Annotated in this window: 15 protein-coding genes; 8 read left to right on the top strand and 7 right to left on the bottom strand. The window is 74.5% G+C overall.

The window, feature by feature from the left end:
• Positions 1 to 4 precede the first annotated feature (4 nt).
• Together RM555_RS25180 and RM555_RS25175 are read right to left on the bottom strand one after the other, a co-directional pair.
• Positions 5 to 1,729 (bottom strand): phospho-sugar mutase, encoded by a 1,725-nt coding sequence (locus RM555_RS25180; RefSeq protein WP_311414054.1) that lies wholly within the window; start codon positions 1,727 to 1,729, stop codon positions 5 to 7.
• 47 nt (positions 1,730 to 1,776) lie between these two features.
• A complete protein-coding gene (locus RM555_RS25175; RefSeq protein ID WP_311414053.1) occupies positions 1,777 to 3,945 on the bottom strand; it encodes a serine/threonine-protein kinase in 2,169 nt (722 codons plus the stop codon).
• Positions 3,946 to 4,158: 213 nt separating this feature from the next.
• Here RM555_RS25175 and RM555_RS25170 point away from each other — a divergent pair, with 213 nt between their 5' ends.
• Both RM555_RS25170 and RM555_RS25165 read left to right on the top strand, forming a co-directional pair.
• A complete protein-coding gene (locus RM555_RS25170; RefSeq protein ID WP_311414052.1) occupies positions 4,159 to 5,742 on the top strand; it encodes an acyl-CoA mutase large subunit family protein in 1,584 nt (527 codons plus the stop codon).
• A 706-nt stretch (positions 5,743 to 6,448) separates the two neighbouring features.
• The gene (locus RM555_RS25165; protein ID WP_132233279.1) at positions 6,449 to 7,708 is read left to right on the top strand and encodes an amidohydrolase; all 1,260 of its coding nucleotides are present in this window, start codon (positions 6,449 to 6,451) and stop codon (positions 7,706 to 7,708) included.
• Here the strand turns inward: RM555_RS25165 and RM555_RS25160 are convergent.
• The gene (locus RM555_RS25160; RefSeq protein ID WP_311414051.1) at positions 7,665 to 8,672 is read right to left on the bottom strand and encodes a DUF4349 domain-containing protein; all 1,008 of its coding nucleotides are present in this window, start codon (positions 8,670 to 8,672) and stop codon (positions 7,665 to 7,667) included. The two genes, RM555_RS25165 and RM555_RS25160, sit on opposite strands and share 44 nt — an antisense overlap.
• Positions 8,673 to 8,788: 116 nt before the next feature.
• Here RM555_RS25160 and RM555_RS25155 point away from each other — a divergent pair, with 116 nt between their 5' ends.
• The 4 genes from RM555_RS25155 (at position 8,789) to RM555_RS25140 (ending at position 12,224) form a co-directional block, all read left to right on the top strand.
• The gene (locus tag RM555_RS25155; RefSeq protein WP_311414050.1) at positions 8,789 to 9,418 is read left to right on the top strand and encodes an MBL fold metallo-hydrolase; all 630 of its coding nucleotides are present in this window, start codon (positions 8,789 to 8,791) and stop codon (positions 9,416 to 9,418) included.
• Positions 9,419 to 9,423: 5 nt separating this feature from the next.
• Complete coding sequence (locus tag RM555_RS25150) at positions 9,424 to 10,374, top strand: coiled-coil domain-containing protein (RefSeq protein ID WP_311414049.1); 951 nt, start codon at positions 9,424 to 9,426, stop codon at positions 10,372 to 10,374.
• Positions 10,375 to 10,402: 28 nt separating this feature from the next.
• On the top strand, positions 10,403 to 11,146 hold the full coding sequence (locus RM555_RS25145; RefSeq protein WP_311414048.1) for an SCO6745 family protein: 744 nt from the start codon (positions 10,403 to 10,405) through the stop codon (positions 11,144 to 11,146).
• Positions 11,147 to 11,261: 115 nt separating this feature from the next.
• Complete coding sequence (locus RM555_RS25140) at positions 11,262 to 12,224, top strand: GNAT family N-acetyltransferase (RefSeq protein ID WP_311414047.1); 963 nt, start codon at positions 11,262 to 11,264, stop codon at positions 12,222 to 12,224.
• A 91-nt stretch (positions 12,225 to 12,315) separates the two neighbouring features.
• On the opposite strand, the gene RM555_RS25135 is transcribed toward RM555_RS25140, so the two are convergent.
• Positions 12,316 to 12,771, bottom strand: coding sequence for a gamma-glutamylcyclotransferase (locus RM555_RS25135; RefSeq protein WP_132233291.1), 456 nt, complete (start codon positions 12,769 to 12,771; stop codon positions 12,316 to 12,318).
• A 165-nt stretch (positions 12,772 to 12,936) separates the two neighbouring features.
• Between RM555_RS25135 and RM555_RS25130 the strand changes: the two genes are divergently transcribed.
• Complete coding sequence (locus RM555_RS25130) at positions 12,937 to 14,340, top strand: NAD(P)H-quinone dehydrogenase (protein ID WP_311414046.1); 1,404 nt, start codon at positions 12,937 to 12,939, stop codon at positions 14,338 to 14,340.
• Here the strand turns inward: RM555_RS25130 and RM555_RS25125 are convergent.
• Together RM555_RS25125 and RM555_RS25120 are read right to left on the bottom strand one after the other, a co-directional pair.
• Positions 14,318 to 14,938, bottom strand: a complete 621-nt coding sequence (locus RM555_RS25125) for a DUF998 domain-containing protein (protein WP_311414045.1) — start codon at positions 14,936 to 14,938, stop codon at positions 14,318 to 14,320. The two genes, RM555_RS25130 and RM555_RS25125, sit on opposite strands and share 23 nt — an antisense overlap.
• A gap of 95 nt (positions 14,939 to 15,033) precedes the next feature.
• A complete protein-coding gene (locus RM555_RS25120) occupies positions 15,034 to 15,681 on the bottom strand; it encodes a DedA family protein (protein WP_311414044.1) in 648 nt (215 codons plus the stop codon).
• Between the two features lie 535 nt (positions 15,682 to 16,216).
• Between RM555_RS25120 and thrS the strand changes: the two genes are divergently transcribed.
• Positions 16,217 to 17,434, top strand: a complete 1,218-nt coding sequence (gene thrS, locus RM555_RS25115; RefSeq protein ID WP_311414043.1) for a threonine--tRNA ligase — start codon at positions 16,217 to 16,219, stop codon at positions 17,432 to 17,434.
• 59 nt (positions 17,435 to 17,493) lie between these two features.
• On the opposite strand, the gene RM555_RS25110 is transcribed toward thrS, so the two are convergent.
• On the bottom strand, positions 17,494 to 19,455 hold the full coding sequence (locus RM555_RS25110; RefSeq protein ID WP_311414059.1) for an ABC transporter ATP-binding protein: 1,962 nt from the start codon (positions 19,453 to 19,455) through the stop codon (positions 17,494 to 17,496).
• Positions 19,456 to 19,593: the final 138 nt, after the last annotated feature.

The raw sequence follows: 19,593 nt of genomic DNA, 5'->3' as shown, positions 1-19,593 counted from the left end.
GGGTTCAGAGGTTCAGGGTCTTGGCCATTTCCGTGCGGAGGGTGGTTACCGCGGCGGTGGCGCGGGCGCGGGCTCCGGCGACGTCGCCGTCCGCCACCGGCTCCACCACCTCCAGGTACGCCTTGAGCTTCGGCTCGGTGCCCGAGGGGCGGATCACCACCCGGGCGGTGCCGGTACGCAGGATCACCACGTCCGCCTCGGGGAGCAGGTCCTGCGCCTCGGTGACCGGCTGCCCGAGCAGCGTCGTCGGGGTGGCGGCCCGGATCCGGGCCATCGCGTCGGCGATCAGCCGCAGGTCGTCCACCCGTACGGAGAGCTGGTCCGTGTGGTGCACGCCGAACTCGGCGGCCAGCTCGTCCAGCCGGTCGGTCAGGGTGCGTCCCTGCGCCTTGAGCCCGGCGGCCAGCTCCGCCACGGTCAGCGCGGCGGTGATGCCGTCCTTGTCGCGTACGTGCCCGGGGGCGACGCAGTAGCCGAGCGCCTCCTCGTAACCGAAGACCAGCGGTTCGGTCCCGCCGCCGGCCCGCACGATCCACTTGAACCCGGTCAGCGTCTCGTCGTAGGGCAGGCCCCGGGCGGCGCACATCGCCCGCAGCAGCGACGACGACACGATCGTGGTGGCGTAGAGACCGGTCACGCCGCGCCGCATGAGGTGGTCGGCCAGCAGCACGCCCACCTCGTCGCCGCGCAGCATCCGCCAGCCGGGCGGGTTGCCCTCCGGCTGATCCGGGCCGGCGACCGCTGCCTGCGTGCTCACCGCGGGACCGGTGTCCCGGACCGCCACCGCGCAGCGGTCCGCGTCGGGGTCGTTGGCGATGGCGATGTCCGCGCCCGTCGCCTCGGCCAGCGCCACCAGCCGGTCCACCGCCCCCGGCTCCTCCGGGTTGGGGAAGGAGACGGTCGGGAACGCCGGATCGGGCTCGGCCTGCTCGGGCACCACACCGGGCACGGGGAAGCCCGCGCGGGCGAACGCCGCGGTGAGCACCGCCGCGCCCACCCCGTGCAGTGGTGTGTACGCCACCGCCAGGTCGCGCGACCCGTCCGGGTCGATGACGGCGGCGGCCCGCTCCACGTAGGAGGCCACCAGGTCGTCGCCGAGCACCTGACCGGCCGGCCCGAGCGGCACCTCGGCCAGCGGCCCGACCGACCGGATCGCGGCCTCGATGCCGGCGTCGGCCGGCGGCACGATCTGGGCGCCGTCGCCGAGCACCCCGCCCAGTTCCGCGCCGAGGTAGACCTTGTAGCCGTTGTCCTGCGGCGGGTTGTGGCTGGCGGTCACCATCACCCCGGCGACCGCCCCGAGGTGCCGCACCGCGTACGCGAGCACGGGGGTGGGCAGCGGGCGGGGCAGCAGCAGCGCCGGGCGTCCCACGCCGGTGGCGACCTGGGCGGTCCGCTCGGCGAACTCGCGGGAACCGTGCCGGGCGTCGTACCCGATCACCAGCGGGCCGGAGCCGCCCTGGGCGGCGAGCCAGCCGACCAGCCCGGCGGCGGCCCGGGTGACCACCGCGAGGTTCATCCCGTTGGGGCCGGCGCGCAGCGGCCCGCGCAGCCCGGCGGTGCCGAAGGTCAGCGGGCCGGCGAAGCGGTCGGCCAGCTCCGGGGCGCTCGCCGGCAGGCGGTCGAGCACCGCCCGCAACTCCTCCCGGCTGGCCGGGTCGGGATCGTCGTCGAGCCAGCGCCGCGCTTGCTCGCGAATGTCGTCGATGTCAGTGGTTTCCGCCGGCATGTCTCTTGATAGCACGCCGGCGGATCACCACCGCGCTTCCCCCGGGCTCAGCCGGCCTCGGTGAGCTGGAACGACTTCACCATCTCGTCGAAGATCGGCCGGCTGTCGGCGAACTTCGTGTCGGTCGAGGTGAGGTAGAACGAGTAGACCTTGCCCTCGTGGACCACGCCGCGCCACACGCCGTGCCGCTTGGCCTCGCCCTCGCCGCAGGTGTACTCGAACTCGGCCGCCGCCTTGCCGACCCACTGCACCTCGTTCATGGCGAGCTGGGCGTACGGCTTGGCGCAGGACTTGGAGCGGTTCTTCAGGCCGTCCTCGGCGACTTCGGCCCAGCGCATCGAGTTGGTGCGGAAGTCCTCCACCAGGATCCGGACCTTGCGGCCCTCGTCCTCCGGGTCGACGTAGTCCACCCAGTTGCCGGCGCTCTTGATCTCCCAGCCCTGCGGCACCATGACCCGTACGCCCTTGCCGGTGTGCTCCTTCATCTCGGGCACGCCGGCGGCCGGGGCCTGCGAGGTCGGGGCGGCCTGCGGGACGGTCGGTGCCGGGTCGTCGCCGCCGGTGAAGAGGACGACCGCCCCGATCAGCAGCAGCGCGGCCAGGCCGCCGGCGGCGGCGAGCTGCACCTTGCGCGGCCAGCCCTTGACGGTGCCGACGAGCTGGTTGCCGACGGCGCCGACCCGGCCGCCGAAGCCGCCGCCCGAGCCGTTCGCGGCGGGCGCGGTGGCGGGGGTCGCCCACGGCTGCCCGGTGCCCGGCACCGACCACTGGCCGCCGCCGTAGGTGCCGCCGAGGTGCTGGGTGGCCTCCGGCGGCGGTGCGCCGAAGACGGGCGCGCCGGCGCTCACCCGCTGGGTGGCCTCCGGCGGGATGCCGAAGGTGGGCGTGCCCGCCTTCACCCGCTGGGTCGCCTCGGTCGGGCCGCTGAAGCCGACCAGGCCGGCGGCGTTGGTGCGCAGCTGCTGGGTGGCGTCCGACCCGCCGGACGTCATCCGCTGGGTCGCCTCGGCGCCGCCGTAGGTGCGGCCGGCCGGCGGGGAGCCGCTCGGCGCGGGCATCGCGCCGGTGGGGGTGTGCAGCGGCCCGGCCAGGGCGTCGGCGCTGGTGTCGTCCATCGCGGCGGGGCTCGCGGCGAGGGCGGCCTGCGCGGGGCGCTCGCCCCGGCGCAGCGCCGCCAGCCGGTCGGTGAGCGACTCGCCGGGGTTGAGCATCGCCCGGCCGCCGATCTGCCCGCTCGGCTTCGGCTGCTCCGGCGCGGCGGCCGGCGGGGTCGGCACGGGCCGCTGCACCGGGACCACCGAGTAGGGATCGGTCACCGAGTTCACCGCGGCGGCGTTGCTGGTCAGCGGGCCGGCGAGCAGCTCGCGCAGCATGGCCCGGGCGGTGTGCACGTCGAGGCGGCGGGCCGGGTCCTTCTCCAACAGGCCCATCAGCACCCGGGCCAGCGGCCCGCTGCGCTGCGGCGGGGCGGGCGGGTCCTCGACCACGGCGTGCATGGTCTCGATCGGGTCGCCCTTGTCGAACGGGGGCCGCCCCTCCACCGCCGTGTAGAGCGTGACGCCCAGCGAGAAGAGGTCGCTCGGCGGGCCGAACTCCTGGCCCATCGCCCGCTCGGGGGAGATGAAGTGCGGCGAGCCGAGCACCATCCCGGGGGTGGTGAGCTGCACGTCGGTGGGCATCCGGGCCACCCCGAAGTCGGTCAGCACGCAGCGCCCGTCGGCGCAGATCAGCACGTTGGCCGGCTTGACGTCGCGGTGCAGCACGCCGATCGCGTGCGCCACCTCCAGCGCGCCGAGCAGGGCGATGCCGATCTTGGCGACCACCCGCTGCGCGACCGGCCCGTCCTCGATCACCATGTCGGCGAGGCTGCGGGCGTCGAGCAGCTCCATCACGATCCACGGCCGGCCGCCCTCGGTGACCACGTCGTAGACCTGGACGACGGCCGGGTGCTGGATGGCCGCCGCCGCGCGGGCCTCGCGCAGGGTGCGCTCGTACATGGCGTCGCGGTCGCTGGGGGCCAGCCCCGGGGGCAGGACGACCTCCTTGACGGCCACGTCCCGCCGCAGGAGTGTGTCCGTGGCACGCCAGACCGTGCCCATGCCGCCGTTGCCCACCGCCGAACGCAGCGAGTAGCGCTCGCCGATGGTCGTGCCGGGCGTCGCGCGTCCGTTGGGGGAACTGACTGGTCCGCCGCTCCACGTCGGGATCTGAGTCACAGAAAAGCCACCGGGGGAATTCGAGGGGGGCTGGGACACAACCCCCCTATCTTGCTGGTTCCGACGCCCGATGCGAAACCCGACGCGGCGGACGTTTGTCGAACTGGACGGTACGTGTCCGAGCGTTCACCTCTCGTCGATGCCCGTCGACGCGTCGCCCGGTGTGCGGTATCCCTCACCCGCCGACGCCGTCGCGCGTCCTACCATCCGCTAATGAGCGAACCGCGGTCAAGCGAGTCCGGTTTCCCGATCAAGGGCGTCTACACGGCGGCGGACCTTCCGGAGGATCTGGACTCCCGGCTCGGCGGCCCGGGCGAGTTCCCGTACGCGCGTGGGGTCTACCCCACCATGTACACCTCCCGCCCCTGGACCATGCGCCAGTACGCCGGCTTCGGCACCGCCACCGAGTCCAACGCGCGGTACCACCAGTTGTTGCGGGCCGGCACGATGGGTCTCTCCGTGGCCTTCGACCTGCCGACTCAGATGGGCTACGACTCCGACGACCCGATCGCGCACGGCGAGGTGGGCAAGGTCGGGGTGGCCATCGACTCGATCGACGACATGCGGCTGCTCTTCGACGGCATCCCGCTCGACAAGGTCTCGACCTCGATGACCATCAACGCACCCGGCTCGGTGCTGCTCCTGCTCTACCAGCTCGTGGCAGAGGAGAACGGGGTCGCCGGCTCGGCCCTCAACGGCACGATCCAGAACGACATCCTGAAGGAGTACATCGCCCGCGGGACGTACATCTTCCCGCCGAAGCCCTCGCTGCGGCTGGTCGCCGACACCTTCGGCTACTGCCGCAAGGAGGTGCCGAAGTGGAACACGATCTCCATCTCCGGCTACCACATGGCCGAGGCCGGCGCGTCGCCCGCGCAGGAGATCGCGTTCACCCTGGCCAACGGCGTCGAGTACGTCCGGGCCGCGCTGGCGGCCGGCCTGGCCGTGGACGACTTCGCGCCCCGGCTGTCGTTCTTCTTCGTCGCCCGCACCACCCTGCTGGAGGAGGTGGCCAAGTTCCGGGCCGCCCGCCGGATCTGGGCCCGGCTGATGCGCGACGACTTCGGCGCCAGGAACCCGAAGTCGATGATGCTGCGCTTCCACACCCAGACCGCGGGCGTGCAGCTCACCGCCCAGCAGCCGGAGGTCAACCTGGTCCGGGTGGCGGTGCAGGGCCTCGGCGCGGTGCTCGGCGGCACCCAGTCGCTGCACACCAACAGCTTCGACGAGGCGATCGCGCTGCCCACCGAGAAGGCGGCCCGGCTGGCGCTGCGCACCCAGCAGGTGCTGGCGTACGAGACGGACCTGACCGCCACCGTCGACCCGTTCGCCGGCTCGTACGTGGTGGAGGCGATGACCGCCGAGATCGAGGCGGCGGCGACCGAGCTGATGGAGCGGGTGGCCGACCACGGCTCGGCGGTCGACGCCATCGAGGCGGGCTTCCAGAAGCGGGAGATCGAGCAGTCCGCGTACCGGATCGCGCAGGAGATCGACTCCGGCGAGCGGGTGGTGGTGGGCCTCAACCGGTTCACCGTCGACGAGGAGGAGCCGTACGAGCCGCTGCGGGTCGACCCGACGATCGAGGCGGCGCAGGCCGAGCGGCTGGCCCGGCTGCGTGCCGAGCGCGACGCCGGGGCGGTCGAGCGGGGGCTGGCCGAGCTGCGGGCCGCCGCCGAGGGCACGGAGAACGTGCTGTACCCGATGCGGGAGGCGCTGCGGGCCCGCGCCACCGTGGGCGAGGTCTGCGGCACCCTGCGCCAGGTGTGGGGGCTGTACCGCCCGAGCGACCGGTTCTGATCACGCCGGCCGAGGCCGTCCGACCTCCCGCCGCGTCGGGGACGGGCGGGGAGTCGGCGTCGGTGCGGCGCGGGTTCACCCCCGCGCCGTAACCGGCCGGTGCACGTCCGGGTAACGAGCCGCCCACGGTGCGTTCCCGCTGGTCGCGGGCGTGCGGGGCGGAGCGCTACAGTCGGAGCAGACGCTGGCCGCCCATCGGCGGCGCGGGCGCGTGGAGCAGTCCCGGCGACGCCGCCGGAGGGCCGCGCGCGGTGCGGGGCGCCGTGGCCGACCGGTCACGGCGTGTGCCGGACGGGTTCGGGGGTAACCCGACCGGGTGGACGCGGACGCACACGGTGTGCGGTTGGTCGGCGACGGGGTGTGTGACCGTCTCGGGTGCCCTCGCTCGGGCGATGGTCGGGTAATTGTCGGAGTGTCCGTCGGTGTGACCGACTAATGCGACAATTCGGAAAAGCGGCCTCTGCAATCGGCATCGATTTCGCGGCGGCCGGGCCGATTACGCGTTGTAGGAGGTGGGGGGCGGATGACGGCGTTCGACCGCGATCTACCTGCTGTCCCGCAGATCTACGAGCGCTCCGAGCAGGGCATACGTGACGCTGTGCGGTCCGACGGCTACCGGAACGACGTTGCGCAGCGTCACCGTCGGAGGTCTAGGCTGTCTGCTGTTCCTGATGATCCATCCATCTCTAGCGAACGAGAATTCGACGTGACGAGTGCGTTGACGCTGCCCACCGGCAACCAGCTGGCGTCGTCCTGGCCGGAGGCGCCGTCCGGCTCCCAGCCCCTGCCGTTCGAGCTGGACCACCTGCTCGCCCTCCGGGTGCCCGGGCTGATCGCCACCCGTCGCCACCTCCACTCCCATCCGGAGCTCTCCGGCGAGGAGTTCGAGACGGCCGCCCTGATCGCCCGGGAGCTCACCCTGGCCGGGCTGAGGCCGCGGCTGCTGCCGAAGGGCAACGGGGTCATCTGCGACATCGACGGCCGCCCCGACGGCCCTGTGGTCGCGCTGCGCGCCGACATCGACGCCCTGCCGCTGACCGACTCGAAGGACGTGCCGTACCGCTCCACGGTGGACGGCGTCTGCCACGCCTGCGGCCACGACGTGCACACCACCGTGATGCTCGGCGTCGGCATGCTGCTGGCCCAGCTCGCCGACCTCGGCGAGCTGCCCGGCCGGGTCCGGCTGATCTTCCAGCCCGCCGAGGAGATCCTGCCCTGCGGGTCGCTGGAGGTCATCGAGGCCGGCGGCCTGGACGACGTGGTGCAGATCTTCGCGCTGCACTGCGACCCCAACCTGCCGGTCGGGCAGATCGGCCTGCGGGTCGGCCCGATCACCGCCGCCGCAGACAACGTCACCGTCCGGCTCACCGGCCCGGGCGGGCACACCGCCCGCCCGCACCTGACCGTCGACCTGGTCGACGCGCTGGGCCGCCTGATCACCGAGGTGCCGGCCCTGGTCAGCCGCCGGGTGCCGGCCAACAGCGGGCTGCTGCTGGTCTTCGGCCACGCCTCGGCCGGCACCCGTTACAACGTCATCCCCTCCGAGGCGTGCGCCTCCGGCACCCTGCGGGTGATGGACCGCGACACCTGGGAGCTGGCCCCCAAGATCGTGGGTCAGGTGGTCCGCGACGTCGTCGCGCCGACCGGTGCCACCGTCGACCTCGAATACCTGCGGGGCCGCCCGCCCGTGTGCAACGACTCCCGGGCCATCCAGGTCCTGACCGGCGCCACCGTCGCCGCGCTCGGGCCGGAGGGCGTCGCCGAGACCCCGCAGAGCATGGGCGGCGAGGACTTCTCCTGGTACCTGGAGTACGTCCCCGGCGCGCTCGCCCGGCTGGGCGTCGGCCGCTCCGGCCCGAACGTGGACCTGCACCGGGCCTCGTTCGACGCGGACGAACGGGCCATCCCGGTCGGCGTACGACTCATGGTCCAGACCGCGCTGCGGGCACTGGCGGCGGCGCGGTAGGCGGCAGCGGCGCGGCCGGTCCGGTCGGCGTCATCGCCGGCGGGGCCGTACGCCGCCGCCGGCGCAGCACCACCAGCAGCACCGTCAGCGGTACGCCGATCGCCAGCAGCCACGGCAGCACCGCACCCAGCACCGTCAGCAGGATGGTCATCGAGGTCAGGAAGACCTTCCAGCCGCCCTTGAGCCCCACCAGGAAGCCGACCTCGGTCTCCTCGTCGGCGGTGCTCGCGTCCGGGCCGACCAGCGACACGGTGATCGTCGACAGGCTGGTCAGGTCCGCCAGCCGCTCCTTCTTCGCCTCCAGCGAGGCGAGGTCGGCCTCCCGGCGCGACAGCTCGTTCTCCAGCGACACCAGGTCGCTGATCGAGGTGGCCCGGGCCAGCAGCTTGCGGGCGCTCTCCACCCGGGCACGCTGGGTGGTGATCCGCGCGTCCAGGTCGACCACCTGCTCGGTGACGTCCTCCGTGCGGATCTCCCGCCGCTGCTGCCGGCCGAGCTTCGCCAGCTCGTCGACGACGCCGTGGAACTTCGCCGCCGGCACCCGCAGCTCCAGCTCGGCCCGCGCGTCCGCGTCGGCGCTGCGCCGCTGGTCGCCGCCGATGAAACCGCCGGCCGCCGTCACCGTGGCGATCGCGCTCCGCGCCGCCTCGTCCACATCGTCCACCTGCACGCGCATCGTGCCCGTGTAGATGATGGAGCGCTGGTCGACCCGCAGGTCCGGTGCGCCGGCGCCGCTGCCCTGCTCGGCCTTGCCGCCCCGCTCCGCCGCGCCACCCGCCGGGTCCGCCGCGCCACCGGCCTGGTCCGCCGCGCCGCCGGCCCGGTCCCGCTCCGCCGGGGCCGCCGCCGGCCCGCTGTCGGCGTTGTCCCGCGCGTCGCTGCCGCAACCCGCGAGCGCGAACAGCGCCACCAGCGCGGCGGCCGTCAGCCGTACGCCTCGACGTCGCCGATCCCGTCCGTCCATCCCGCCTCCATCGTCCTCGCCCCCGTGCGGGGCGATACCTCAGACGTGACGCGTCCCCACGTCGGTTCCGGCAGACTGCGCTCAGGACATCACGATTCGATAATCTTGGAGTCACGATGCAGCTCACCAAGTACGCCCACTCCTGCCTGCGGGTGGAACACGACGGGGGAGTGCTGGTCATCGACCCGGGCGTGTTCAGCGATCCGGCTGCGCTCGACGGGGCCGACGCGGTGCTGATCACCCACGAGCACCCCGACCACCTCGACGTCGATGCGGTCACCCGGCAGCTCGACCGACGGCGCTTCGTCATCCACGGGCCGGCGTCCCTGGCCGACACCCTGGGCGACGCCGCCGAGGCGCTCGACGCGGTCCGACCCGGGCAGTCGTTCACGGCCGCCGGCGTGCCGGTACGCGCCCACGGCGGCCGGCACGCCGTGATCCACCCCGACATCCCGGTGATCGACAACCTGGCCTACCTGCTGAACGACGCGGTGTACCACCCCGGGGACAGCCTGGTCGTCCCCGAGGACGCGCAGGTCGACACGCTCTTCCTGCCGATCCACGCGCCGTGGACGAAGTTCTCCGAGTCGCTGGACTTCCTCCGGGCGGTCGCCCCGCGCCGGGCGTACGCGCTGCACGACGGGCTGCTCAACGACAACGGGCTCAACGTGCTCAACGGCAACTTCACCCGGCTGTCCGACGTGGAGTACCGCCGGCTCGAACCGGGCACCCGGATCGACGCCTGACGGCGATGCCCGGCCCGCCCCGAGAGCTGGTGCACCGGCTCTACACCACCCCGCCGGACCGGTTCGTCGCGATCCGCGACGAGGCCGTCGCCGAGGCCCGCCGCGCCGGCGACCCGAAGGCCGCCCGGGAGATCGCCCGGCTGCGCCGGCCCACCGTGGCCGCCTGGCTGGTCAACCTGCTCGCCATCCGCCGCCCCGAACTGGTCGCCGACCTGGCCCAGCTCGCCGAGGCCCTGCGCACCGCCCAACGCGAGCTGCGCGGGCCCCGGCTGCGGGAACTCTCCACCCAGCGGCGGGCGGTGGTCGGCGCGCTCGTCGCCGAGGTACGCAAGCTGGCGGCCGGGGTGGAGGAGGCCCCGCCGGCCGGGAAGCTGCCGCTGGCCGAGGTGGAGGCCACCCTCAACGCCGCGCTCGCCGACACCGACGTCGCCGACCAGGTCCGCTCCGGCCGGCTGCTGCGGGCCGCCACGTACGCCGGCTTCGGCGAGGTGCCCCGCCCCCAGTTGCGGCTGGTGACCGGCGGGGAGGAGCCGGAACCGGAGCCCCGGCCCGAGCCGGCCGGGAAGCAGCGGGGCGGCGTCGACCGGGCCGCGCTCCGCGCCGAGCAGGCGGAACGGGCCGCCCGGGCGGAGCGGGCGCGCCGCCGGCGGGCGCTGGAGAAGGAGCTGGCCAGGGCGCGTACCGATCAGGAACGCGCCGAGGCGGAGCTGGCCGGCGCGACGGCGGCCGAGCGCGACGGCGTCGGCGCCCTGGACGCGATCGAGGCGGAACTGGCCGAGCTGGAGCGGCGCCGGGCCGTCGCCGAGCAGGACCTGAGCCGGGCGAGGCTGGCACGGCGGGGGGCGGAACGCACGGTGACGGCCGCGCGCCGCCGCGCCGGCGAGGTCGAGGCGGCGGTGGAGGCACTCGACGCCGAAGAGGGGGATGCCGAGTCGGGCGGCGGCGCGGCAGACTGACCCCTGTGGACGGACGGGGAGCGGGCGGATGACGCCGGAACAGGTCGCCGCGGCCAGCAAGCCGATCGTGCTGGACCTCGGCGACGTCTTCACCCGCTGCCCGACCACCCTGCGTCGGGCCCGGCTGCTCGGCATCCCCGGCTGGGCGTTCTACGTCACCGGGCGGGCCGGGGCCCTCGGGGACGTGCGCGCCGAGACGGTCGCCGCCGCCCTCGGCTTCCTGGCCCCCGAAGCGGTCGCCGACGGCTGGGACGCGGCCCGCCGGGTCGTCCCGCCGGTCGAGGTGGCCGCCGCCACCATGGTCGAGTGCTGCCGGTGGGGCGAGGAACGGCTCGACGCCCTCGCCGGGGTGAGCCGGCTCGCCGCCCTGCTCAGCCGCGCGGTCGACGCCGCGGACGCCAGCGGCATGCCGCTCTTCGCGGCCTGGCGCGCCATGCCGGTGCCGGTCCGGACGGCCGGCGCCCGGGCGGCCGTCGGCCTGCGCCTGCTCCGGGAGCACTTTGCCGGGGCCCACCTGATCGCGGTCCGGGCCAGCGGGATGACGCCGCTGGAGGCCGTGCTCGCCGGCCCGGACGGGGAGGCGGGCGCGGTCGCCTGCGGCTGGCCGCCGCCGTACCCGCCGGTCGGGCCGTTGGTGCGCAGGCGGCTCTGGGCCGAGGCGGTGACCGACCGGCTGGCCTCGCCGGCCTTCGCGGCGCTCGGCCCGGCCGACGGCGCCGAACTGGTGGAGCTGCTCACCGCGACCCGGGCCCACCTGACCGACCCGGGCTGAGCCGCCGCGCCGGAACCCGGTCCGCGCAGGAACGGGGCCCGCGCCGGAACCCGGCCACCGGGGCGGGCCGGAAAATCGGCGGCGCCCCGCCGGCCCGCCTGTCAGGATCGCCCCCGTGACTCTTCCCGCCGGCTGGCACGCCCGCCGACCCACCCTGGACGACGTACCGGCGATCCTGGCGGTGGTGCACGCCGCCGACACCTTCGCCATCGGCTACCCGGACTTCGCCGCCGACGACGTGCGCGACGCGCTGACCGCGCCGTACGTCGACCCGGAGCGGGACTCCTGGGTGGTGACCGATCCGGACGGCGTGCTGGTGGCCTGGGCGATCCTGCAGAACGAGACCGGGACGGGGCGGGAGTTCGTCGATGTGTTCGTCGACCCGGACCGGGGCGCCGAGCTGCGGGCGCCGCTGCTGGCCCGGCAGCTGGACCGGGTGGCCGAGCGGGCCGCCGAGCGCGGCCTGCCGGCCCTGACCGTGCGCTCCCCCGCATGCCCGCCCGAGCGCCGGTGGGCTGCCGAGCTGACCGACGCGGGGTTCAAGGTCGTCAAGCGGTACCAGCTCATGCGCCGGTCGCTGGCCGGGCTGCCCGGCGAGCCGCCGCCACCGCCGCCGGGGGTGACGGTCCGGCCGGTGCGTCCGGGCGACGAGTCGGAGCTGCGCGACTTCCACCGGATCTACGACACCGCCTTCCGCGACACCCCCGACTACGAGCCGCTGTCCTACGACCGGTGGCGGGCCCGGATCGGGGCCGACCCGGCCTGGGACGAGTGGTTCGTCGCCGAGGTGGACGGCCGGCCGGCGGGCGTGCTCCGCTCGTCCGACCAGGCGCTCGACCGAAACGAGGGGTGGGTCAAGGGCCTCGCCGTGCTGCCCGGCCACCGGCGCCGGGGGGTGGGCGCGGCGTTGCTGAGCCACGCGTTCGCCCGGTACGTGGAGAAGGGCCGGGAGTCCGTCGGCCTCGGGGTCGACCTGGCCAATCCGACCGCGCCGCTCTCGCTCTACCGGTCGGTGGGGCTGCGCGAGGGGCGCTGGGCCGACATGTACGAGCGGGTCGTGCCGGCCGCCGGTGTGTGATTGACGACGCCGGGCGGGGCCGGATGGGGGCCCCGCCCGGTGCCGGAGCAGACTGGGGGCCGTGGGATACGCGCGGGGCCGACCGTACGGGCTAGGCCGACGCGGTGCCGGTGGGGCGGGACCGCAGCTCGGTGACGTAGTCGTCCGGTGCGCCCGCCTTCTCGGCGGCGTTCGCGATCTCCGAGAGGTACCACGCCGTGGGCAGCCCGCCCTCGTACCCGTCGAAGACGTAGATCCACGCGGTCACGTCGCCGTCGAGGGTGGAGATCCGCACGTGCAGCTTGCGGTACGTGCCGGCGGTCACCCCCTCCAGCTCGTCGAGCTGGGCGGCGTCGTAGGGGTGGATGTCGTAGATCGCCACGAAGACCCGGTCGCCGGGCGACTCGACGACCGTGCTGACCGCGCCCTCCCAGCCGATCACGTCCTCGCCCGCGAAGGTGAGCCGCCAGCCTTCCAGCCAGCCGGTGCCCACCATCGGCGAATGCGGACAGTAGGCGCGCATGCGGGCGGGGTCGAGGTTAGAGCCGTAGGCGGCGTGATGACGCACGGCGATGACGATAGCCCGCCCGCGGGGTGGGGGAGAATACGACCGAGCGTGTCGGACGCGTTCGGGAGAAGAAAGTCACTGTGAGCATCGGTCGGGGGCGGGCACGGTGAGCGCGAGGAGTGCAGCGGAGCGGAGCCCCGCAGCCGCGAACGAAAGGATGGCGCTGTGAGCCGGATCGTGATCATCGGCGGTGGACCGGCCGGCTACGAGGCGGCCCTGGTTGCCGCGCAGCTGGACGCTGATGTCACCGTCGTGGAGGCCGAGGGCGCCGGCGGGGCGTGCGTGCTGTCCGACTGCGTACCGTCGAAGACCTTCATCGCCAGCTCGGAGGTGGTGACCGGCTACCGGGACACCGAGGAGTTCGGGGTGGACTCCGACGGCCTGGAGGCGGTCACGGTCGACGCCAGCGCGGTGCACGAGCGGGTCAAGCGCCTCGCGCTCGCCCAGTCCGCCGATATCCACGCCAAGCTGGTCAAGGCCGGCGTGACCTTCGTGTCGGGCACCGCCCGGCTCGGCGAGGACACCCTCGGGCACACCCACCGGGTGCTCGTCACCCCGACCGACGGCGGCGGCGAGCAGTCCATCGCCGCGTCGACCGTGCTGGTCGCCACCGGCGCCACCCCGCGCCAGCTGCCCACCGCCGTACCGGACGGCGAGCGCATCCTGACCTGGCGCCAGGTGTACGACCTGCCGGAGCTGCCCGAGCACCTGATCGTGGTCGGCTCCGGCGTCACCGGCGCGGAGTTCGCCAGCGCCTACCTGGCGATGGGCGTGCCGGTGACGCTGGTGTCGAGCCGCGACCGGGTGATGCCGCACGAGGACGCCGACGCGGCCATGGCCATCGAGCGGGTCTTCCGCAACCGGGGCATGAGCATCCTCAACAACTCCCGGGCCGACGCGGTCCGGCGTACCGCCGACGGGGTGGAGGTCGAGCTCTCCGACGGCCGGAAGGTGGCCGGCTCCCACGCGCTGATCGCGGTCGGCTCCATCCCCAACACCGCCGACCTGGGCCTGGCCGAGTACGGCGTCGCGCTGGCCCGGGGCGGCTACGTCACCGTCGACCGGGTCTCCCGGACCAACGTGCCCGGCATCTACGCGGCCGGCGACTGCACGGGGGTGCTGCCGCTGGCCAGCGTCGCCGCCATGCAGGGCCGGATCGCGATGTGGCACGCGCTCGGCGAGGCGGTCCGGCCGCTGCGGCTGCGTACCGTCGCGGCGAACGTGTTCACCGACCCGGAGCTGGCCACCGTGGGCGTCTCGCAGGACGAGGTCGACTCGGGCAAGGTGCCGGCCCGGCAGGTCATGCTGCCGCTGGACGGCAACGCCCGCGCCAAGATGGACGGCCTCGCCGACGGCTTCGTCAAGCTCTTCTGCCGCCCGGCCAGCGGGCAGGTGATCGGCGGCGTGGTGGTGGCGCCGAAGGCGAGCGAGCTGATCCTGCCGATCACCATGGCCGTGGAGAACAACCTCACGGTCAACGAGCTGGCCCAGACGATCACGATCTACCCGAGCCTGTCCGGCTCCATCACCGAGGCCGCCCGCCAGCTCATGCTGCACGAGCTGGAGTGACCCGCCGGAGCAGGGCGACCGCGACGACGACGAGCACGGCGACCTCGGTGAGGATCAGCAGGCGCTCGACCAGGCCGAGCAGCAGCCGGTCGCCGGGGTAGGCGGACCAGACCATCGCCGCCGCCAGGACCACGCTGGCCGTGGCGAGACCGCGTACCCGGCGGCCGGCGGCTGCCGGCAGGCGTCGGGCGAGCAGCCAGCCGGCGGCCGGCAACGCCAGGAAGGCGACCACCGAGGCGTACCGGTGGACGTAGGCGGCGGTGTCCATGGGCAGGCCGGGCTCGTTCGTCGGCACCACCGCGGCCAGCAGCAGCCCGCCGACCCAGGCGGCCAGGAACGCCTCCGCCGCCCGCCCCGCGCCGGCGGCGGCCGGCCGGTGGCCGCGCCACAGGGCGGGCAGGAGCACGGCGGTGGCCGCCGCGAGCACCAGCATGGCGACGTCGATGACGCCGCCCCGGTCGGAGACGGCGTAGTCGCTGACGGTCAGCGTCCACGGGTCCAGGTTCTCGTTGACCTCGACGTGGCCGATCACGGCGAGCAGCGTCGCCAGGGCGATCCCGCCGAGGGCCAGCAGTCCACTGTTCCGGGTTCCGCGCATGGCTCAGCCTGTCCCGGCAGGGACCCCAGACGGATCCGGGCCGCCCACCGAGATCGGCCCCCGGGACCACCCCTAGGCGGCGCCGGGGCGGCCGGTCAGTCCGCCCCGGGCGCGTCCCGCCTCGCCGTGACGACGACCGGCACCGCGACCGACTCGGCCGCCCGCCGGGCCCCGACGGCGGTCATGGCCCAGCCCGCCGCCGCGAAGCCGGCCGCCGCGACCCCCGCGATCAGCGCCAGCCGCCACGCGGACTCGGTGAGCGCCGTCCCGCCGAGGTGCCCGACCAGCCCGCCGTACGTCGCCCAGGCCAGCGCCGCCAGGCCCTCGTAGAGCAGGAAGAGGCGGTACGGGTACCGGCTGCGGCCGGCCGAGAAGCAGGCGGCCATCCGTCCGCCGGGCACGAAGCGGCAGAGCAGGATCACGAGCGGCCCGGGCCGGCGCAGCCCCTGGGTGACCCGGCTGGCGACGCGCCGGGCCCGGCCGCGTTGGGCGTCGCGCGGCGCCCGGCGGTCCGGCGCGCCCCGCCCGAGCAGGTAGCAGGCCAGGTCCCCGACGAAGACGCCGAGCGCGCCGACGGCGATGGTCACCGGCAGGTTCAGCCCGCCGTAGACGGTGAGCGCGCCGCCGGTGATCATCACGACCTGGGTGGGGATCACGGGGACGAAGGCGTCGGCGACCAGCAGCGCGAGCAGTGCGAGGTACGCCCAGGCCGGCGTTGCGACCTCAGTGAGTAGTTCGGGCACGACTGCCACCTCGCCGGACGGGGCCGATTGCGGGTACCGAGCCTGACGGGTCGTCCGGCGTCACGGGGCGGGACCCTGGCGCGTGGTGACCACCGACACGGCAGGGCCACCGGAAACAACGAGCGGAGACCGCCGCAGGTGACGGGTGGGCGCGGCGCCGAGGGTCGGCGGACCGGGGCGTCCCGGCGTACCGTTGTCGGGGCGCGGCCCCACGACCGTCGGGTCCCCCGTTCCTGACGGTGCGGCCGCCGCGGGCCGTCGGCAGGTCCCGTGCCGGCGGCCCGCCCCTGTGCCCGTCCGCGCTTCCGCCTCCGCCGCCCCCGTGCCGGACCGCCCGGAAAAACCGGCTGCGGTCCCCGCGGGCAGGGCCGTACCGTCGCGGCATGCGCAGTGCGGTATCCACCACGACGCCGGGAGACCCCGGCGCGCCGTACTGACCTGACCGTCGACGAGGCCCCGGGGCGATCCGCCCCGGGGCCTCGCGGCGTCCGGTGACCGGGTCGCCTCCGGGTCGTACCCGATCAAGGAGCGCGACATGATCGACCACCGCAGGCTCGGCCGGGAGCTGGAGCTGTTCGCCTCCGACCCGCTGGCCGGCGCCGGGCTGCCGCTCTGGCTGCCGGCCGGGGCCGCCGCCCGGCACGCCGTCGAGGAGTACGTCCGCGAGCTGGAACGCCGGGCCGGCTACCGGCACGTGTCCACCCCGCCGCTGGGCAGGCGGGAACTCTTCGAACTCTCCGGCCATCTCGGCTACTTCGCCGACGACATGTTCCCGCCGATGGCGCTCGGCGCCGACGACGAGCTCGTGCTGCGGCCGGCGCTCTGCCCGCACCACGCCCTGGTGTTCCGGGCCCGGGGCCGCTCCTACCGGGAGCTGCCGCTGCGGATCGCCGAGCTGGGCGGCATGTACCGGGCCGAGCGCTCGGGCGTGCTCGGCGGGCTGTCCCGGGTGCGGGCCATCTCGCTCAACGACGCGCACAACTTCTGCGCCCTGGAGCAGGTGGGCGAGGAGGTCGTCGAGATCCTCCGGCTGATCCGCGAGGCGCACGCCGCGCTCGGCGTACGGCCGGCGGGGTTCCGGCTGTCGCTGCGCGGGCCGGGGGAGAAGTACGTCGGGGACGACGCCCAGTGGGCGCGGGCGGAGGAGCTGCTGCGCGCCGCGCTCGACGGGGTGGAGTTCACCGAGGCCCCGGGGGAGGCAGCGTTCTACGGCCCGAAGATCGACATCCAGGTGCGCGACGCCGCCGGCCGGGAGTTCACCCTCTCCACCGTCCAGCTCGACTTCGACAAGCCGGAGCGGTTCGACCTGTCGTACACCGACGCGTCCGGGGCGCGGCGTCGACCGGTGATGGTGCACCGCAGCCTCGTGGGCAGCATGGAGCGGCTCTTCGCGTACCTGATCGAGGTGCACGAGGGCGCCTTCCCCGCCTGGTACGCCCCGGTGCAGCTGGTGGTGCTGCCCGTCGGCGACGACCAGGCCGGGGCGGCGGCCCGGCTCGCCCGCGACGCGCTGGCCGCCGGGCTGCGCGTCGAGGTCGACGGGGCCGGTTCGCTGGGCTCCCGCATCCGCGACGCGGCCCGCGCCCGGGTCCCGTACGCCGCCGTCGTCGGACCCCGCGAGGCGGCCGAGGGCGCGGTCTCCCTGCGGTTGCGCGGCGGCCGGGCCCTGGACCCGATGCCCGCCGCCGACGCCCTCCGGCTGATCGGCGCGGTGGTGGCCGACCGCGGCCCGGCCCTGCTGCCGGCCGGCTGAGCCCTCGCCCGGCCCCGACCCCGTCGACCGCCCGCCCGTCGCCGCCGGCGGTCTCCCCGTCACCGGGACGACCCTTCGAGCGGCGCGGGCTCGGGGCCGGCCTGGAGGTCGAGGCCGGGCTGGGGTTCGGGGTCGGGTTCGGGCTGGAGGGCGGCGGTGAACTGCGACCGGTACAGGCGGTGGTACGCGCCCCGCGCGGCGAGCAGTTCCTCGTGCGTTCCCTGCTCCACGATCCGGCCGTCCTCCATCATCAGGATCAGGTCGGCGTCGCGGATGGTGGAGAGCCGGTGCGCGATGACGAAGCTCGTCCGGTCCGACCGCAGCGCGGCCATCGCCCGCTGGAGCAGCACCTCGGTGCGGGTGTCCACCGAGCTGGTCGCCTCGTCCAGGATCAGCAGCGACGGCTCGGCGAGGAAGGCCCGGGCGATCGTGATGAGCTGCTTCTCGCCGGCGCTGACGTTGCTGCCCTCCTCGTCGATCACCGTGTCGTAGCCGTCGGGCAGGCTGCGCACGAACCGGTCCACGAACGTGGCCCGGGCCGCGGCCAGGATCTCCTCCTCGCTCGCCCCGGGGCGGCCGTACGCGATGTTGTCGCGGATGGTGCCCCCGAAGAGCCAGGTCTCCTGGAGCACCATGCCGATCCGGCCGCGCAGGTCGTCGCGGCGCATCGTGGTCACGTCCACCCCGTCGAGCGTGATCCGGCCGGCGTCCAGCTCGTAGAAGCGCATGACCAGGTTGACCAGCGTGGTCTTGCCGGCCCCGGTCGGTCCCACGATGGCGACCGTGTGGCCGGGCTCCGCGACCAGGGACAGGTCCTCGATCAGCGGCTTGTCGGGGGTGTACCGGAAGGAGACGTTCGCGAACTCGACCCGGCCGTGCGGGTCGCGTACGCGGGCCGGCTCGGCCGGGTCGGGGCTCTGCTCCTCGGCGTCGAGCACGGCGAAGACCCGCTCGGCGGAGGCGACCCCGGACTGGAGCAGGTTCGCCATCGAGGCGACCTGGGTGAGCGGCTGGGTGAACTGCCGCGAGTACTGGATGAACGCCTGCACGTCGCCGAGGCTCATCGACCCCGACGCCACCCGCAGGCCACCGACCACGGCGATCGCCACGTAGCTGAGGTTCCCGACGAACATCATCGCCGGCATGATGATCCCGCTGATGAACTGGGCGCCGAAGCTCGCCCGGAACAGCTCGTCGTTCTTGGCGGTGAAGGCGGCCTCCACCTCGCGCTGCCGGCCGAAGACCTTGACCAGCTCGTGGCCGGTGAACGCCTCCTCGATCTGGCCGTTCAGCTCGCCGGTGTGCTCCCACTGGGCGATGAACTGCTGCTGCGACCGCTTGGCGATGGCACCGGTGACGACCACCGAGACCGGCACCGCGACCAGGGCCACCAGGGCCAGCAGCGGCGAGATCCAGAACATCATGGCGAGCACGCCGACGACGGTGAGCAGCGAGGTGAGCAGCTGGCTCAGCGTCTGCTGGAGGCTCGTCGAGATGTTGTCGATGTCGTTGGTGACCCGGCTGAGCAGCTCGCCCCGGGGCTGCCGGTCGAAGTAGGGCAGCGGCAGCCGGTTCAGCTTCTCCTCCACCTCGGCGCGCAGCCGCAGCACGGTGCGTTGCACCACCCCGTTGAGCAGCCAGCCCTGCCACCACATCAGCAGGCTGGCCACAAGGTAGAGCCCGAGTGCCAGCAGCAGCACCCGCGCCAGCGCGGTGAAGTCGATGCCCTCGCCGGGCACCACGTCCATCCGGGCGAGCATGTCGGCGAAGTTGTCGTTGCCGGCCGCCCGCGCGGCGGCCACCGCCTGGTCGGCGGTGGTGCCCGCCGGCAGCTGCCGGCCGATCACCCCGGTGAAGATCAGGTCGGTGGCCCAGCCGAGCACCTTCGGCCCGACCACGCTGAGCCCGACGCTGAGCACGGCCAGCGCGATCACGGCGACGAGCTGGAGGCGCTGGGGGCGCAGCCGGCCCAGCAGCCGCCGGGCCGAGGGCCCGAAGTTCATCGACCGCTCGGCGGGCATCCCGACGCCCGCGTGCGGACCGCCGCGCTGCCCGCCGGGCGGCAGCCGCTTCGGCGTCGCGGCGTCGGCGGCCGGCTTCTGCTGCGGTACGGCGCTCGCGCCCGCGCCGCTGTGCCTGACGATGGGCTCGCTCCGCTC

This window comes from Micromonospora reichwaldensis, from assembly GCF_031845925.1.
Taxonomy (GTDB): Bacteria; Actinomycetota; Actinomycetes; order Mycobacteriales; family Micromonosporaceae; genus Micromonospora; species Micromonospora reichwaldensis.
Note: the sequence above shows the minus strand (reverse complement) of the source record. Positions and strands in the feature narration are given on the sequence as shown.